This is a genomic window from Arthrobacter sp. FW306-2-2C-D06B (genome assembly GCF_021789175.1).
Taxonomy (GTDB): domain Bacteria; phylum Actinomycetota; class Actinomycetes; order Actinomycetales; family Micrococcaceae; genus Arthrobacter.
The window spans coordinates 3,503,180-3,519,075 of the sequence record NZ_CP084560.1; the positions used below are offsets into that span (position 1 = coordinate 3,503,180).

The following is a 15,896-nucleotide window of genomic DNA, read 5'->3' on the forward strand; positions in this document are numbered from 1 at the left end:
TCTTGCAAGTTGGTGCGTGGGATGGGCGGTCACCATGGCAACTGCCCGCTGCGGAGATCGTTTTGGAAGCTGCGTATCCAGTCGATTTCCGTCCGCAGCATGGTTTGTTGGTACTTGACGTCGATCCAGAACTTGGGCTCGACGCCTTTTGCAGCGACAGCTTCTTCACCCCGGACCAGGAAGTCGAGTTGGTTTTCCAGGTTCGCCACGCGATGGTCCAGGAGTTCGAGTACGACGCCGGACGGCAGGTTGTGTGCCTCGGCGATAGCGTGGGGGAAGACCGGGTATTCGTTCACGGGTTCCGCCAGCATGTTCTGGAGGCGCTCGGTCAGCGCGTCCCTGCCGCTTCCGGTGATTCGGTAAGTGGTGCGCTCGGGCCGGTTTCCGGCACGGTCAATGCCTGTGGACTCGACCAAACCCGCCTCTTCCAGGCGGCCGACTGCGTGGTAGAGCGTACCCGGCCGGACTTTGACCAAGCGGTCCTCGTGGCGGGCCATCAGGAGCTGGTACATCTCGTATGGATGCATCGGCGCCTCGACAAGGAGGGCCAATGCAGCGACGCCCAGTGGAGTCAGTGCGGCTCGTGCCATTTACCCATCCTCCGTGCGAACTATTCCACAACAACTATTCCACATGGAATATTTGAACGCAAGGCAGCCAGCGCGGCGAGGCCGTCACGCATGGGCAAAGCCCGACGGCCCCGCCTTGGCTTATCCGAGCAGTCCGAGAATTTCCGTGCGGGCAAACATCCGGGCGGCGTCGCGCGCTGTGGGTGCACCGGCGTCGGGATCGGCCCCCGCGTCGATCAGAACCCGGGCCACCTCCGTGTAACCCTTGAAAACTGCGCCGGCCAGCGGAGTCTGGCCACGGTCGTTCGCGCCGTTTGCATCGGCACCGTGGTAGAGCAGAAGCTGTACGGTTTCAGCGTGGCCATGGTATGCGGCCAGCATCAGCAGCGAGTCACCCGCGGCAGTGCGCATTCCAGCCGGCGCACCGGCATTGAGGTAGCTGCGCAGGATCTGCGAGTTGCCTTCCCTGGCGGCATCGAACAAGGCATGCGCCAAGGCAATGGCCTCGTCATCGGCACTGCCCGTTTGGGCTTCGGCGCCCGTCGTTTCGCTCATCGATGGGGTCCCTTCAGGAATCCGGTCTGACGCCCCACCACCTGTCCGGCATCGGGCGCAACGATTACTTCCTGGGCGGCCGGATAAGGCTCCTCACCGTCCAGCACGGTCAGCACTTCGTGCGGGTCGACAGACCGCTTGATCAGAGCCAGCCCTACTGCCCCCATTTCGAAATGCTGGGCCACGGATGTCAGCGTACCCACCTTGCGCTCTCCGGCAAATACGACGCTGCCCGGCGCCGGAAGGGTGTGCTGCGAGCCGTCCAACTGCAGGAAAACGAGCCGCCGGGGCGGGTGTCCCAGGTTGTGGACGCGGGCGATGGTCTCCTGGCCCTTGTAGCAGCCCTTGGACAAGTGGACCGAGGTCCGGAGGAGATCGAGCTCGTGCGGAATGGTCTTCTCGTCCGTCTCCGCGCCGAGCCGGGGACGCCAGGCGGCAATGCGGAGCGCCTCCGCGGCCAACGAGCCGGCGAGGGCCATACCCTCAACGGCCGCTTCGAGCTCGGCCGCGGGAATGAGGTACTCGAACCAGGGTCGCTCAAGGCCGGGGTGAGAGCCTTCCTCCACCACGCTGTAGGAGTAGCCGCCGACGCCGATGTGCGGCCACGGGTCCTCCCAGACGAGCCGCCCGGACCAGGCGTCAACAGGCTTGGTTGAGCCGACGACGGCCCAATCGGCGGACACGTCGGCCACCTCGACGCGCAACATGAACCGCATTTTGTCGAGCCACTCCGCCAGCGGGGCAGCCTCGGCGGCTTCGACCAGCAGCCAGGTGGTCTCGCCGTCGTCCACCACGCGGGCGTCAAACTCGATGCGGCCCTGGATGGTGAGGAGCAAAAGCTCACTGGAGACGCGGGGCTGGAGGTTGGTCAGTTGCTGCGAAGAAAGGGTGTTGAGCCAGCTAAGGCGGTCCGGTCCGGTGACCGTGACAACGCCCCGGTAGGAAAGGTCGACGACGGCGGTGCCGGCGGCGAGTGCGCGCTGCTCCCGCAGGGGCTCGCCGTAGTGGGCCGCGACGCCGGAGTCCTCGCCGCCGCCTTCTACAGTTCCGGGGCGCGACAATAGGGGGCTCTTGTAAGTCATATGTAGTAGAAGTCCTTGGGGCTCAGCGGTATTCCGGGTTTTCAAAATCGAAGCGTGTGCCGGCTTTCCAGTCATCCGGGAGGTTGCCGTAGGCAGGAATGCCGCCGACGTCCTTGAGCATCCGGGCGTAGTGGAGCAGGTTCCACGTCATGAAGGTGGTGTTCCGGTTGGTGAAGTCGCTCTCGGGGCCACCAGATCCTTCGTCGAGGTAGCTGGGGCCGGGGCCGACTGCACCGATCCAGCCGGCATCGGCCTGGGGCGGAATAGTGAAGCCGACGTGCTGGAGGCTATACAGCACGTTCATGGCGCAGTGTTTGATGCCATCCTCGTTGCCCGTGATCAGGCAGCCACCGACCTTCGGATAGTAGGCCCACTGGCCTTTGCTATTGAGCTGGCCCGAATGGGCGTAGAGCCGCTCGATGAGTTTCTTGGTCTGGGAGGAGTTATCTCCAAGCCAGATAGGACCGGCCACCACCACGATGTCGGCCTCCAACACGGCCGGGTACAACTCCGGCCATTCGTCAGTGGCCCAGCCATGTTCGCGCATGTCCGGATACACTCCGGCGGCAATGTCATGGTCCACCGTGCGGATCACCTGCGTACTGACGCCCTGCTTTTCCATGATGCGCCGGCTGATGGCTATCAGTCCGTCGGTATTGCTCACTTGCGGCGATGGCTTGAGCGTCCCGTTGAAAAACACAGCCTTGAGATCGTCATAACTGGCAGGCTTCGTTGCTTCGTTCACTTGCTGCTCCCCTTTGGTTCGGACTGCGAAACGGGACGTTCAGTGAGACCTCTTCGGTGAGACCTTGAAGCCAGGGAACAAGCCCTCCTACTAAAGCCTGTTCAGGAAAGCCGAAGCGTGGGCCTCGAGCGACTTGCCCGGTGTGGACACATCCCAGCGCCACAACAGGTTACCATCCACGAGGCCGAAGATGCGTGTGGCCGCAGTGTATTCCTTGGAGTGGCCGCCGCGCATCACCATATCGGTGCTCATTTGGATCTGCGGCCCCTTGATTTGGCCGTAGTACAGCTCGCTGATGCCCCCCGGATGGGCGATCGTCACGGCGATGTCGAACCCGCCGTCCGCGTTCCGGTGGGCCTCGACGTCGTCGGCGGTTTTCAAAACCGGGACCATTTCCGCGGGAATCAAGCCGGGGCCGCCGTCGGCGTCGAGCATTTTCCGTTCCAGCGCCCAGAAGCCTGTTTCCACCGTGAGGGGCCGCAACTTGGTGCCGTCCTCGTCGCTGAGCCAGCTTTCCGCGCGGTACTCCAGGTAGGGCAGACCGTGGTGCGTGAAGGAGACATGCTGGATGAAATGATCCGAGTCTTCTTCACCGGTTCCAAGCCGTCCCCGGCCTTCCCACTCACCAATGAGCCAGGAAAGGGGTACCAATTCGGGTGTCAGGTCGGAAGGGATTTCGATGGGCACAGCAATTACCTCAGCGGACCGGAAGGTACAGAAGCTCTACTTCTGGCCCTTGAAGAGACGGTAAACGACAAAACCAGCGAACCACGCCATCGAGAGGCTGGCCAGGCCGAGGAGGACAAGGAAGAAGATTTCAAATGCAAGTACGGACATGATGCCATCCTAACTGTTAGTAGATGAGTAGTTTGTCGATGAAGTAGCACATGGCGCCAACCGCCCAGACGGGGGCGACGCCCATTCCAAGGACGGCCGGGAAATTGAGGCGGCCGAGCCGAAGCGTCACCATCCGGCGGAAACTGACCAGGACCGAGCCGATGACGACGCCCACCACGATGGCGGCCACGATCGCGATATTGGAGAACACGAGGCCTGCCAGCGGAGCCACCAATCCCGCCGCCACGATGCCCAAAGGCGCCACGACCCGGTCCGGCCAGCGCAACAAGCCGGCGAGGAGGGCGACGGCGGCGCTGAGAGCGGCGACCAACACCATTTCCTTGATCCCGTTGAACCTCGCACCCGCAATCCAACCCGCGCCAAGGCAGCTCAGCAGGACGCCGGCGCAACTGCCAAGGGTGGATTCGAGCCGTTGGGCCTGACCGGTTCCGCGAATCAGCTGCACGACGAACACCGCGATCACGCCTGCGGCGATGAAGGCGGGGGTTGCGTCGAGAAATCCGGGGGCTGGCACGAATCCGGCAGCCAAGGCTGAACCCGCACCGCTCAGGCCGATCACCGTGGCGAGCGTTTTTTTCGCGGGGACGGCCAGGAAATGGGGCCAGCCGATGCCAACCGCGGCCGACGCCAGAATTCCGACGGCGACCAGCCCTTCCGTGGGACCGTAAGAGCTGGCGACGAAAACCGCGAGCGCCACGAGGCCGACCACCCCGATGCTCCAAGACTTCACTTCGCCCCTGACCTCACTGTGTCCCTCACCTCGTTGCGCCCTCGTGGGGTCCTCGATGGGCCCCATTTCGTTCCAGGCTGCGAGCAACCTCCTGCCAATCCTGCCTTATACGGCACAAATATGTCGCAAACATGGGTTGAAGGTGACACGAATCCCTGACGTTGCAGGGGCCTTTGGGTATACTCGGTTGTCAACAGCGCTTCTTGTTGCAACGCTTCCGTTACAACGGAACCACGCCCCATAAGCAGCTACCGGCCGGTGGAAACCCGGTTCAGACGCCCGATGATGCGCGGACCGCCCATTGGAGGAACTATGTCGCACATCCTGCTCCTGACGAACAGCACCGGGTCGTCGGTAGACATCCTGCCCGCCTTGGAGCTATTGAACCACCGGGTCCACATCCTTCCGGCAGAGCCAACGGCATTGCTCGAAACCGACCCCACCGACGTCGTCTTCCTTGATGCCCGCAAGGACCTCGTGGGGGCCCGCTCCCTGACCCAGTTGCTCAAAGCCACGGGCTTGAGCGCCCCCCTCATCCTGATCCTCACCGAAGGCGGCATGGCTGCCGTCTCTTCCGCATGGTCTGTTGATGACATCGTCCTCGACTCGGCGGGCCCGGCCGAAGTCGAAGCCCGGATCCGCCTGGCCGTGGCCCGCGCCATCCCCGGCGAAGAGGAAACCAACACCGAAATCCGGGCGGCCGGCGTCGTGATCGACGAGGCAAGCTACACGGCCCGCGTGAACGGGCAGCCGCTCAACCTGACCTTCAAGGAGTTCGAACTGCTGAAGTATCTGGCCCAGCACCCGGGCAGGGTGTTCACGCGCCAGCAGCTTCTCACCGAGGTGTGGGGCTACGACTACTACGGCGGCACGCGCACCGTGGACGTTCACGTCCGGCGCCTGCGTGCCAAGCTGGGCGTGGACCACGAGAACCTCATCAGCACGGTCCGCAACGTCGGCTACCGGCTGACCTTGGTCCGCTTGACGGAAGACGAGCTCACGGAGGCCTAGGCTTCCGAAACGCTTCAAAACCCCGAGCTTCTGAAACACAGGGAAGGCCCGGACTCACTGAGTCCGGGCCTTCCCTGTGTTTGAGTGGAGGACATACGGGTCGAACGTATCGAGGCCACCCCACTGGTGGATCCCCCTCGTATCCTGCTTCGCGAAGCCGGACGAGATATAGACCTTACACGGCCAACACAGTGGCCGCAAAATCGATCCCGCCAAACCGGCCGGAGACGTATAGCCTTGCAGCATGAGCCCTGCGCACCCGGAGAACTGGCCCGTCCTCGTCGTCAAAGGCGCGTCGGATAACGACTTGTTGAAAGACATCAAGACGCTGGCCGCAGCTGCCGAGGAGTCGGACGGCAATCCCCCGCTGTCCGAACAGACCCTGGTCATGCTGCGCGGAGCCGATGCCGGCGACCACTCGGTGCTCACACTGGCCTTGTATGCCCCGGACGAGCAGTCCGATCCGGCGAGCGGCCAGGATCTGGCGGGAATCGCCGTCGTGGTTGAAGCGGACGACGGGACAGGAGTCCTTGAAATGGCGGTGCACCCCAGCTACCGCAACCAGGGTGTCGCAGGCCGGCTGCTGGACTCGCTCCGGAACAGCCGCGGGCTCGAGGGGCTGAACGCCTGGTCCCATGGGAACCACGAGGCCGCCGCGGAGCTTGCGTCCCGTTACGGCTACGGCCCGGTGCGCGAACTGTGGAAGATGCGGCTCATGACCTCCACAGCGGAACTGCCCGACGCCGGCCTCCCTGAGGGAGTCTCGCTGCGCGCCTTCGTGCCGGGTCAGGATGAGTCCGCCTGGCTGGCCGCCAACAGGGCGGCTTTCGCCCACCACCCCGAGCAGGGTTCCCTGACCCGGGCCGACCTGGAAGCCCGGATGGCCGAGGACTGGTTCGATCCCGCAGGTTTCCTGCTGGCCGTGAACCCGGCCGGAGAGTTGCTCGGTTTCCATTGGACCAAGGTGCACCCCCGGCAAGGACCCCATCCGGCCATCGGTGAGGTCTACGTCGTCGGCGTGACCCCTGCGGCCCAGGGGCTGGGGCTTGGCAAGGCGCTCACTGTCGCCGGGATCAGGTACCTCCAAAGCCACGAACTGCACTCCGTGATGTTGTACGTGGACGCCGACAACACCGCTGCCGTCGCCCTTTACCAGAAGCTGGGATTCGTACGATGGGACGTCGATGTCATGTATGCGCCGTTAACCCGGGAGTAACCCGGAACCAAGGCGTATCTGAAAGGCTAGGACATCTAGGATTCCGGCACGTGGAATCCTTGTAGGGTTGAATCAAACCCCCGCGCTGAACGAAGGAGAGCCCGATGAACCCGGACCCGGTCGGAACCACCAAAACCGAGGTCAAGGGCGCAACCTTGCCTCCCCGCTTCGGATCTTCCGAAGTCCCGGCTGCGCGGGCAACACAGGACCGCATCGACATTCCCGAATTTGCGCCCTCCCTTGAACCGGAAGGCGACATCACTCCGGACCGCTTCCTGGACCGCGAGCTGAGCTGGCTCGCCTTCAACTCCCGGGTTCTCGAGCTCGCGGAGGATCCGGACCTGTTCCTCCTGGAGCGGGTCAATTTCCTCTCCATCTTCGCCTCGAACCTGGATGAATTCTTCATGGTGCGGGTTGCCGGCTTGAAGCGCCGCATCGCCACCGGACTCGCGGTGCCCTCCCCCGCCGGGCTGAGCCCCATCGAAGTCCTGGAGCAGATCGGCGATGCCGCCCGAAAGCTGCAGGAACGCCACGCGCGCGTGTTTGCCGAGCAGATCCGCCCCGCTCTGGCCTATGAGCACATCCACCTCATGCGCTGGGACGAACTCGACGACGAGGCCCAGCACCGCTTGAGCATCATGTTCGGCGAGAAGGTCTTCCCGATCCTCACCCCGCTCGCCGTTGATCCCGCCCACCCGTTCCCGTACATCTCCGGCCTTTCCCTCAACCTGGCCGTGATTGTCCGCAACCCCGTGAGCGACAAGGAACTCTTCGCCCGCGTCAAGGTTCCGGACCAGCTGCCTCGGCTCGTCTCGATCGACGGACCGCGCGCCGGTGCCGTCCCAGGCCGGGTGGCACGATTCATCGCCCTCGAAGAGGTCATCGCGGTGCATTTGGACAAGCTGTTCCCCGGAATGGAAGTCATGGAGCACCATTCCTTCCGCGTCACCCGCAACGAGGACGTGGAAGTTGAAGAGGACGACGCCGAGAACCTCCTGCAGGCGCTCGAAAAAGAACTCCTGCGCCGCCGCTTCGGCCCGCCCGTCCGGCTTGAGGTCACCACCGACATCAACCCGAACATCCGTGCGCTCCTGGTGCGGGAACTCGGTGTCGAGGAATCCGAGGTCTACTCCGTTCCGGCTCCCTTGGACCTCCGGGGCCTGTCGGTCATCGGCGGAATTGACCGCGCCGACCTCCACTACCCCAAGCACGTCCCCCACACCTCGCGGTACCTGAACGAATCCGAGACCTCCAAAGCCGCCAACGTCTTCGCGGCGATGCGTCGCCGCGACATCCTCCTGCACCACCCTTACGACTCGTTCTCGACGTCGGTCCAGGCCTTCCTGGAGCAGGCCGCCGCCGACCCCAAGGTCCAGGCCATCAAGCAGACCCTGTACCGCACGTCCGGCGATTCCCCGATCGTCGACGCACTGATCGACGCCGCCGAGGCTGGCAAGCAGGTCCTGGCCCTCGTGGAGATCAAGGCCCGCTTTGACGAGCAGGCCAACATCTCCTGGGCACGCAAACTTGAGCAGGCTGGCGTGCACGTGGTGTACGGCATCGTGGGACTCAAGACGCACTGCAAGTTGTCCCTGGTTGTCCGCCAGGAAGTGGATGGCCTCCGCCGGTACTGCCACATCGGCACAGGCAACTACCACCCCCGGACGGCCCGCTACTACGAGGACCTGGGCTTGTTGACCTCCAATGAGCAAGTCGGCGAGGACCTGTCCAAGCTCTTCAACCAGCTCTCCGGATATGCCCCCAAGTCAACCTTCAAGCGGCTCCTCGTGGCGCCGCGCTCGGTACGGTCCGGCCTGATCGACAGGATCGAGACCGAGATCCGCAATGCCCGCGCAGGAATTACCGCCAAGGTCCAGATCAAGGTCAACTCCATGGTTGACGAGGCCACCATCGATGCCCTTTACCGGGCGTCACAGGCCGGGGTAAAGGTTGACGTCATTGTCCGTGGCATCTGCTCGCTGCGTCCGGGAGTGCCTGGACTGAGCGAGAACATCACAGTCCGCTCCGTCCTTGGCCGTTTCCTGGAGCACTCGCGCGTGTTTGCCTTCGCCAATGCCAACGATCCCGTGGTCTACATCGGCTCCGCGGACATGATGCACCGCAACCTAGACCGCCGGGTTGAAGCCCTGGTGCAGCTCTCCAACCGCGAAGACACGGCCGAGGTCATGGACCTGCTGCGCCGTTACATGGACCCGGGCACGGCCAGCTGGCACCTCGACAACCAAGGCCACTGGACAAGGTTCCACCAGACCGAAGACGGCACGCCGCTGTTGGACATCCAGTCTTGGCTGCTTGCCTCCCGGTCCCGCCAACGTGCAGTTGCCCGGCGGTAGGCAGCGAAAGTTGAAGAGCGATACACCTGTTGCAGACCAGACGGACCATCCCGGAGAGCCGATCGCCGTCACGGCGGCCGGCGCTATTCCTTGGCGCGTTACCAAGGGTGCCCTCGAGGTCCTGCTGATTCATCGGCCAAAATACGACGACTGGTCCTGGCCCAAGGGCAAGCTCGACGCCGGGGAAACCATCCCGGAGTGCGCCGTCCGCGAGATCAGGGAAGAGATCGGCCTCGACGCCGCCCTCGGGATCCCCCTTCCTCCGACCCACTATCATGTGGCGGCCGGGTTGAAGGTGGTGCACTACTGGGCGACCCAGGTCAACGGGTCCATCATCAAGCCGGACGGCGAGGAAGTGGATGCCTACATGTGGGCCGCGCCGGACAAAGCCGCACGTTTCCTGAGCAACCCGACAGATGTGGGACCCCTCCAGGCGCTCGCGAAGGCACACCTGAACAGTGAGCTGGAGACCTGGCCCCTGATTCTGGTGCGCCATGCCAAGGCCAAGCCACGATCCTCCTGGTCCAAGGCCGAAGGCAGCCGGCCGCTGGCCGTGACGGGACTGCGGCAGGCGCTGGCCGTGGAACGGCTCCTGGGCGTGTGGAAGCCGCTGCGGATCGTGAGCAGTCCGTGGGCCAGGTGCGTATCCACCATCGCGCCGTATGCCAAGTCGGCCGGAGCCAAGGTGAAACTTGTGGAGGCCCTGACCGAGCACAACCACCAGCGGAGCCCGAAGAAGACATCCGCCGTCGTCGAGGGCCTGTTCGACAAGCAGCGCGGGGTTGCGCTCTGCACCCACAGGCCGGCACTCCCCACCGTCTTGAAGACGCTCGGCGCGCGTATGGGCCCCGAGCTTCACGAGATGCTGCCTGCCCAGGATCCGTACCTGGCGCCTGGCGAGCTGATCGTGTGCCACGTGGCCCGGGCAAACGGCCAGCGCGTTGTGGCCGTGGAACAGATCAAGCCCTTCGACGACTGACTCCAGTAAGCTGGGTGCGTGAGCATCCCAACCCCATATGAAGACCTCCTGCGCGACGTCATGGCCAACGGCACGCATAAGTCGGACCGCACGGGCACTGGCACGCGGAGCGTTTTCGGCCGCCAGCTGCGCTTCGATTTGAGCCGGGGTTTCCCGCTCATAACCACCAAACGGGTGCATTTCAAATCACTCGCGCTGGAGCTCTTGTGGTTCCTCCGCGGCGAGTCGAACGTGAAGTGGCTCCAGGAGCAGGGTGTCACCATCTGGGACGAGTGGGCGGACGCCGACGGCGAACTCGGCCCCGTGTACGGGGTTCAATGGCGCAGCTGGCCGACCCCCGATGGCGGGCACATTGACCAGATCGCCGAGCTCATGAAGGGCCTGGCCGCCAACCCGGATTCACGCCGGCACATCGTTTCGGCATGGAACGTGTCCGAGATCAAGGACATGGCCCTGCCGCCGTGCCACGCGTTCTTCCAGTTCTACGTGGCCGACGGCAAGTTGTCCTGCCAGTTGTACCAGCGTTCGGCAGACATGTTCCTGGGCGTTCCGTTCAACATCGCTTCCTATGCGCTGCTGACCTGCATGGTGGCCCAGCAACTGGGCCTTGAGCCCGGCGATTTCGTCTGGACAGGCGGGGACGTCCACGTCTACGACAACCACGTCGAGCAAGTCACCGAGCAGCTCTCCCGGGAGCCATACGAGTACCCGCAATTGCGCTTCGCCCGCAAGCCGGACTCGATCTTCGACTACACCTTCGAGGACTTCGAAGTAGTCGGCTACCGCCACCATCCCTCGATCAAAGCGCCCGTGGCGGTATGAACATCCACGAATCTCCTGCCGCGGAGTCGCCTTCCTCCGGGGAGGCCGCGGAAACGCTCAACGGAATCGGCCTGGTCTGGGCACAGACCGGCAGCGGAGTGATCGGCAAGGGCGGGACCATGCCCTGGCATGTCCCCGAGGATCTGCAGCACTTCAGCCGGCTGACAACAGGACATCCGGTCATCATGGGCCGGAAAACCTGGGAGTCTTTTCCCGCAAAGTACCGGCCCTTGCCCGGCCGCACCAATATCGTGGTGACCAGGCAACACGGCTGGGCCGACTCGCCCGAAGCACGTGGCGCCGTCGTGGTTTCCTCCCTTGATGCCGCCCTGCTTGAGTCGCAGTTCGCACCCGGCGGCCAGAATGTCTGGATCATTGGCGGCGGCGAAATTTACCGGCAGTCCATGGATATCGCGAATGTCGCTGTCGTCACGGTCATAGATTCCGACACCGACGGCGACACGTTCGCGCCGGAGTTCGGCGAGGCGTGGAGTCTTGAGTCGACGAAACCGGTTGAAGGCTGGCTGACGTCGAAGAACGGCACCAACTACCGGATCGCCACGTGGCGCCGGACGGAAGACTGAGAATGCTGAAGAAACCTGAGACCCTGTTCGTGCTCGGCTACATGTTGTTGCCGCTCTTCGCGCTCTTGTCCGCGATCGTTGGACTCACCATGATCCTGGGCGGCAACAAGATCCTGGGAATCATCGTGCTTGTAGTTGTGACCCAGGTCTTCGCTTTTGGAGCCTTCTACGCCTTGCGCGCCCGCAAGGCGGCCCTGCTGGAAGAACCCGACTCCTCGCCCAAGTAACTCGCATTAGATGTCGTTTTGAGTCCCCAAAACGACACCTACTGCCAGTCAGTTGGGTCCGGGTCACCTCGTGACGTAACCGACAGCGGCCGGGAGCCGCGAAAGTCTAGACTGGTTCAATGACTACAGCAGCTAATCCGTCCGTTGGACTGGTCGGTTGGCGTGGCATGGTCGGCTCCGTCCTGATGCAGCGCATGCAGGAAGAAGGCGACTTCGCCAACATCAACCCGGTATTTTTCTCCACCTCGAACGCTGGAGGTGCCGCGCCGTCATTTGCCGACGGCTCAGGCAAGCTCGAGAACGCGTTCGACATTGAGACTCTTGCCAAGCTGCCGATTATTGTCACGGCCCAGGGTGGCGACTACACGAAGCAAGTCCACGGTGAGCTGCGCGGCCGCGGCTGGGACGGGCTGTGGATCGACGCCGCGTCCACCCTGCGCATGAACGACGACTCCATCATCGTGCTGGACCCCATCAACCGCGACGTCGTCGACGCAGGCCTGTCCGGCGGCGTGAAGGACTACATCGGCGGCAACTGCACGGTTTCCTGCATGCTTATGGGGCTCGGCGGCCTGTTCAAGAACAACCTGGTTGAGTGGGGCACGTCCATGACCTACCAGGCGGCCTCGGGCGGCGGTGCCCGCCACATGCGCGAACTGCTCAACCAGTTCGGCACCCTCAACAACGAAGTCAGCAGCGAACTGGACGATCCCGCCTCGGCGATCCTGGAAATCGACCGCAAGGTCCTGGCGACCCAGCGCTCCGGCGTCGACGCCACCCAGTTCGGCGTTCCGCTGGCCGGCTCGCTGATCCCCTGGATCGACGCCGACCTCGGCAACGGCCAGTCCAAGGAAGAGTGGAAGGCCGGGGTGGAAACCAACAAGATCCTCGGCACGGGCAACGGGAAGCCGGGCAAGGACCATGTGGTGATGGACGGCCTCTGTGTCCGTATCGGCGCCATGCGCTCCCACTCCCAGGCGCTGACGCTCAAGCTGCGCGAGGACTTGTCCGTCGCCGAAATCGAGAAGCTCCTTGACGCTGACAATGAGTGGGCCAAGGTCGTTCCCAACACCAAGGAAGCCTCCATGGCGGACCTCACCCCGGTAGCCGCGTCCGGCACTTTGGAGATCCCCGTGGGCCGTATCCGCAAGCTCGAGATGGGCCCGGAATACATCAGCGCCTTCACCGTGGGCGACCAGCTCCTCTGGGGCGCTGCCGAGCCGCTGCGCCGCATGCTGAAGATCGCCACCGGCACCCTCTAGGACTCCTGCTTCTAATCAACTGACTCGCAGTTGTTGTCGTTTTGAGGGCTCATAACGACAACAACTGCGAGTCAGTTGGGTCAACTCTCCATGAACCGCACGTACTTCGCGGCCTGGAGTTCGAAGGAGCGCTTGGCCGCCGGAGTCAGGCCTTCCGTGGCGAACGGTTCGGGCTCGACGACGGCGGTCCGGCCGGTGCCGCTGCGGGACCACGTGCCCACCACTTCACCGCCGGACACGATCATCCGCTTGAAGACACCGTTGCCGCCCGGAACGACCTTCTGGAAATGCTCGGGGGGCAAGACAAGGCTGCGGTCCGTATACCCCAGCAGGAATTCATCGAATCCCGGCAAGGCGAGGACCGTCCGCGAGCCGGGGACTCCGTCGTCGAGCAGTGCCGCCGTCTCGGGCGACAGCCAGTAGGACGTTCCCCGGAAGACGAGCTCAACGACTTGGCTGCGAATGGCCTCATGCGCTGCCCGGACCTCGGCTTTAGGGATCTGGGTCCACCACGCGAAGTCCAAGAGCGTGACCGGTCCGTGGCTGCGTATATACCTGAGCAGGAATTCGGCAATCCCTTCTCCTCGGCTCAGACTCTTGGATTCCGGAATCCACTCATCGAAGGCCACGAATAGTTGCTGTCCAAGCGCTTTGCCTGCCGTACCGGCCGGAGGACCTTGGACCAGCCAAGCGTTCTGGCACAGAATCCACAGCAAATGGATCCCGCGTTGGGCCGCGGTCACTTGGCCAGCGGACTCGAAGATCTTGAAAAGCTCCTCGCGCGTTGCGCCCGGGCTTCCGGCGACCCGTTCAAGGGCAAGGTCCCGGCACGTGGCGATGTCTGCTTCGTCGATGCCGAGCTCCCGGTGCCGCGCGGCCACCGAACGCATGGATCGTTCGGCGGTGATGGCCAGGATCCAGCGCAAGTCCCGCGGCGGAACCAGGTGAAGTGTGCCCCGCATGGGCCAGGACCGCACCACTGTGCCGTTCTCCAGCGCTTCCAGCACCTTAGAGAGGCCGGAACCAGGGACCCGCTGTCCCACCGCCCAGAACGCCGAGGTGAGGTCCTGGGCCTGCATGGCACCCATCCTGGAGACGCATTCCTCCGGGCTACTGAATCCGCCAAGCAATCCTTGGCTCGCGAGGCGCAGCCTCCCCATGACTTTGGGAGTGACGCTGATCTTCGTCGAAGCTGCCATGGCCCCATCATAAGACGCACGGCGGACAGCTTCGGTCCTCATTAACACGCTGGAGGAACTCCCACGCCGCTCACAGGGGCCTTCCAGCGGGCCCTCCTACGCTAAGGGAATGCTGTTCGGTGAGTTGGGTCCGCTGCTGCGGCCGCTCAGCCGGCGGTTAGCGGCCGCTGGTTGGTGCGCCGCCGCCGTCGGGCTTGTCTGCGGCTTGGCAATAGCTGTTGGTGCGGGGGTCCGGTTGTCCCCGTCGATGCAGGCTGTCCAAGAGGTGGGACTTGCCGCCACGGGAGCCGCGGCGCTCCTCCTGGCCCTTGCCGCCGCGTGCCAGCCGTCGTCCGAGCGGCACGTTGACGATTCCGAACCAGCGTTCCAGGCAGGCGCGAGCGATCAAGTGCGCAGCTTCCTGCTTGCCGCCATAGTTATGCTCCTGGGGGTGGCAGGCTTTGCGGCAGCCGGCTGGATGTCGCCAGGCGGTCCGTCGCCGCAGAGCATTGCGTTCAGCCAGATCTTCCTCTTGGGGGCAGCCAGCTGCGGGCTGACGTTCCTGCTCCTCAACAAGGTCCTCCCGAGCGGAAAGCGCTGACGGGCGTTCTTCGCGGGTTCCTGAGCGGTTTTCTACAGGGCCAGACCGATCAATAGCGGCTCCGGATGCAGCTCAATGCCAAAACGCTCGACGACGCCGCGGCGCACCTCGCGCGCGATCGCCACCATGTCCTCCGCGCTGGCTCCTCCCCGGTTGGTGATGGCCAGGGTGTGTTTGGTGGACAGGGAGGCGCGGCCGCCGGAGACGCTTGCGGGTTCGAGTCCGAAGCCCTTTCCGAAGCCGGCCTGGTCGATCAGCCAGGCTGCCGACAGCTTGACGAGGCCATCGTTTCCGGCCGGGTACTGGGGCGCTCCCTCAGGCAGTGCCGCGGCCGCTGCCGCAGGGACAATCGGGTTGGTGAAGAAGGAGCCCGTGGAATACGTGTCCCTGTCCGAAGCGTCGAGGACCATGCCCTTGGATGCACGCAGCCGCAGGACTTCACGCCGGACGTCGTTGGAATACGCGCGTTTCCCGGCCTCGACCCCGAGTGACCGGGCCAGCTCTGCGTACCGGATGGGCGCGCTCATGCGTCCGAGCGGCAGCTGGAATTCAACTGTCAGCACCACGTATCGGGGTGAGCCCTCGGTGGTGGTCTGTTTGAGGATGGAGTCCCGGTAGCCGAACTTGAGTTCGGAGTTGGTGAAGGTTTGCACGGCGTTGCGTCCGCGGTCCCAGGTACGGACCGCGGCGATGGTCTGGGAGACGTCGGCACCGTAGGCGCCCACATTCTGCACAGGAGTGGCGCCCGTGGCTCCGGGGATGCCGGAAAGGGCCTCAAGTCCGGACCACGCGTGCAGCACCGAGTGCTCCACAAGGGCATCCCAGTTGTGCCCGGCCTGGACCACCACGGAAACCCCTCCGCAGCTATCCTCCGAATTGACGGTGAAGCCTTGCGAAGCGATCTTGAGCACGGTGCCCGGGTATCCGGCGTCGGAGATCAGCAGGTTCGAACCACCACCGATGATGAGGAGTTTGTCACCCGCAGCATCCGCCGAGCGGACGGCGTCGATGATTTCCGCTTCGTTGCGGGCCTCCACGAAGGTGCCGGCGGGGCCACCAACAGCGGCCGTGGTCAGTTCGGAAAGCATCGTCTGGGTCACCAAACAAGCCTAGCGGGGATTGT

At 64.0% G+C, this 15,896-nt stretch carries 17 protein-coding genes; 9 read left to right on the forward strand and 8 right to left on the reverse strand.

Annotated elements, in window-relative coordinates; translation table 11 throughout:
- Positions 1–29: 29 nt before the first annotated feature.
- The 6 genes from LFT47_RS16340 to LFT47_RS16365 form a co-directional block, all read right to left on the reverse strand.
- Positions 30–590: a PadR family transcriptional regulator gene (locus LFT47_RS16340; protein ID WP_236812308.1), complete on the reverse strand. Its 561-nt coding sequence runs from the start codon at positions 588–590 to the stop codon at positions 30–32.
- A 120-nt stretch (positions 591–710) separates the two neighbouring features.
- Positions 711–1,124: an ankyrin repeat domain-containing protein gene (locus LFT47_RS16345; protein ID WP_236812309.1), complete on the reverse strand. Its 414-nt coding sequence runs from the start codon at positions 1,122–1,124 to the stop codon at positions 711–713.
- Positions 1,121–2,206 carry a CAF17-like 4Fe-4S cluster assembly/insertion protein YgfZ gene (ygfZ, locus tag LFT47_RS16350; RefSeq protein WP_236812310.1) on the reverse strand — a complete coding sequence of 362 codons (1,086 nt, stop codon included), beginning with the start codon at positions 2,204–2,206 and terminating at the stop codon, positions 1,121–1,123. The genes LFT47_RS16345 and ygfZ overlap by 4 nt, the downstream gene beginning before the upstream one ends.
- Positions 2,207–2,228: 22 nt before the next feature.
- Positions 2,229–2,951, reverse strand: a complete 723-nt coding sequence (locus tag LFT47_RS16355; RefSeq protein WP_236812311.1) for a flavodoxin family protein — start codon at positions 2,949–2,951, stop codon at positions 2,229–2,231.
- A 90-nt stretch (positions 2,952–3,041) separates the two neighbouring features.
- Positions 3,042–3,638 carry an FABP family protein gene (locus tag LFT47_RS16360; RefSeq protein WP_236812312.1) on the reverse strand — a complete coding sequence of 199 codons (597 nt, stop codon included), beginning with the start codon at positions 3,636–3,638 and terminating at the stop codon, positions 3,042–3,044.
- 166 nt (positions 3,639–3,804) lie between these two features.
- The gene (locus LFT47_RS16365; protein ID WP_236812313.1) at positions 3,805–4,539 is read right to left on the reverse strand and encodes a permease; all 735 of its coding nucleotides are present in this window, start codon (positions 4,537–4,539) and stop codon (positions 3,805–3,807) included.
- Between the two features lie 312 nt (positions 4,540–4,851).
- On the opposite strand from LFT47_RS16365, the gene LFT47_RS16370 reads away from it, so the two are divergent.
- The 8 genes from LFT47_RS16370 to asd all read left to right on the forward strand — a co-directional run bounded on the left by LFT47_RS16370 (position 4,852) and on the right by asd (position 12,994).
- On the forward strand, positions 4,852–5,550 hold the full coding sequence (locus LFT47_RS16370) for a winged helix-turn-helix transcriptional regulator (protein ID WP_236812314.1): 699 nt from the start codon (positions 4,852–4,854) through the stop codon (positions 5,548–5,550).
- 244 nt (positions 5,551–5,794) lie between these two features.
- Positions 5,795–6,766: a mycothiol synthase gene (mshD, locus tag LFT47_RS16375; RefSeq protein ID WP_236812315.1), complete on the forward strand. Its 972-nt coding sequence runs from the start codon at positions 5,795–5,797 to the stop codon at positions 6,764–6,766.
- 104 nt (positions 6,767–6,870) lie between these two features.
- Positions 6,871–9,120 (forward strand): RNA degradosome polyphosphate kinase, encoded by a 2,250-nt coding sequence (locus LFT47_RS16380; RefSeq protein ID WP_236812317.1) that lies wholly within the window; start codon positions 6,871–6,873, stop codon positions 9,118–9,120.
- Between the two features lie 10 nt (positions 9,121–9,130).
- The gene (locus LFT47_RS16385; RefSeq protein WP_236812318.1) at positions 9,131–10,099 is read left to right on the forward strand and encodes an NUDIX hydrolase; all 969 of its coding nucleotides are present in this window, start codon (positions 9,131–9,133) and stop codon (positions 10,097–10,099) included.
- 18 nt (positions 10,100–10,117) lie between these two features.
- Positions 10,118–10,921: a thymidylate synthase gene (locus LFT47_RS16390; RefSeq protein WP_272909589.1), complete on the forward strand. Its 804-nt coding sequence runs from the start codon at positions 10,118–10,120 to the stop codon at positions 10,919–10,921.
- The gene (locus LFT47_RS16395; protein ID WP_236812319.1) at positions 10,918–11,505 is read left to right on the forward strand and encodes a dihydrofolate reductase; all 588 of its coding nucleotides are present in this window, start codon (positions 10,918–10,920) and stop codon (positions 11,503–11,505) included. The genes LFT47_RS16390 and LFT47_RS16395 overlap by 4 nt, the downstream gene beginning before the upstream one ends.
- Before the next feature lie 2 nt (positions 11,506–11,507).
- Positions 11,508–11,732 (forward strand): NF038396 family protein, encoded by a 225-nt coding sequence (locus LFT47_RS16400; RefSeq protein ID WP_236812320.1) that lies wholly within the window; start codon positions 11,508–11,510, stop codon positions 11,730–11,732.
- Positions 11,733–11,851: 119 nt separating this feature from the next.
- Positions 11,852–12,994, forward strand: coding sequence for an aspartate-semialdehyde dehydrogenase (gene asd, locus LFT47_RS16405; RefSeq protein ID WP_236812321.1), 1,143 nt, complete (start codon positions 11,852–11,854; stop codon positions 12,992–12,994).
- Between the two features lie 80 nt (positions 12,995–13,074).
- Here the strand turns inward: asd and LFT47_RS16410 are convergent, their stop codons facing one another.
- Positions 13,075–14,193, reverse strand: coding sequence for a winged helix DNA-binding domain-containing protein (locus LFT47_RS16410; RefSeq protein WP_236812322.1), 1,119 nt, complete (start codon positions 14,191–14,193; stop codon positions 13,075–13,077).
- A gap of 109 nt (positions 14,194–14,302) precedes the next feature.
- Here LFT47_RS16410 and LFT47_RS16415 point away from each other — a divergent pair, with 109 nt between their 5' ends.
- Positions 14,303–14,773 (forward strand): hypothetical protein, encoded by a 471-nt coding sequence (locus tag LFT47_RS16415; RefSeq protein ID WP_236812324.1) that lies wholly within the window; start codon positions 14,303–14,305, stop codon positions 14,771–14,773.
- A 32-nt stretch (positions 14,774–14,805) separates the two neighbouring features.
- Here the strand turns inward: LFT47_RS16415 and LFT47_RS16420 are convergent, their stop codons facing one another.
- The gene (locus LFT47_RS16420) at positions 14,806–15,873 is read right to left on the reverse strand and encodes a UDP-N-acetylmuramate dehydrogenase (protein ID WP_236812326.1); all 1,068 of its coding nucleotides are present in this window, start codon (positions 15,871–15,873) and stop codon (positions 14,806–14,808) included.
- Positions 15,874–15,896: the final 23 nt, after the last annotated feature.

Bases quoted from the DNA above. Each gene is read 5' to 3' on its own strand.
- LFT47_RS16415 (WP_236812324.1), top strand. From the start codon at position 14,303: ATGCTGTTCGGTGAGTTGGGTCCGCTGCTGCGGCCGCTCAGCCGGCGG.
- LFT47_RS16395 (WP_236812319.1), top strand. From the start codon at position 10,918: ATGAACATCCACGAATCTCCTGCCGCGGAGTCGCCTTCCTCCGGGGAG.
- LFT47_RS16370 (WP_236812314.1), top strand. From the start codon at position 4,852: ATGTCGCACATCCTGCTCCTGACGAACAGCACCGGGTCGTCGGTAGAC.
- LFT47_RS16380 (WP_236812317.1), top strand. From the start codon at position 6,871: ATGAACCCGGACCCGGTCGGAACCACCAAAACCGAGGTCAAGGGCGCA.
- LFT47_RS16345 (WP_236812309.1), bottom strand. From the start codon at position 1,124: ATGAGCGAAACGACGGGCGCCGAAGCCCAAACGGGCAGTGCCGATGAC.
- asd (WP_236812321.1), top strand. From the start codon at position 11,852: ATGACTACAGCAGCTAATCCGTCCGTTGGACTGGTCGGTTGGCGTGGC.
- LFT47_RS16410 (WP_236812322.1), bottom strand. From the start codon at position 14,193: ATGGCAGCTTCGACGAAGATCAGCGTCACTCCCAAAGTCATGGGGAGG.
- mshD (WP_236812315.1), top strand. From the start codon at position 5,795: ATGAGCCCTGCGCACCCGGAGAACTGGCCCGTCCTCGTCGTCAAAGGC.
- LFT47_RS16400 (WP_236812320.1), top strand. From the start codon at position 11,508: ATGCTGAAGAAACCTGAGACCCTGTTCGTGCTCGGCTACATGTTGTTG.
- ygfZ (WP_236812310.1), bottom strand. From the start codon at position 2,206: ATGACTTACAAGAGCCCCCTATTGTCGCGCCCCGGAACTGTAGAAGGC.
- LFT47_RS16340 (WP_236812308.1), bottom strand. From the start codon at position 590: ATGGCACGAGCCGCACTGACTCCACTGGGCGTCGCTGCATTGGCCCTC.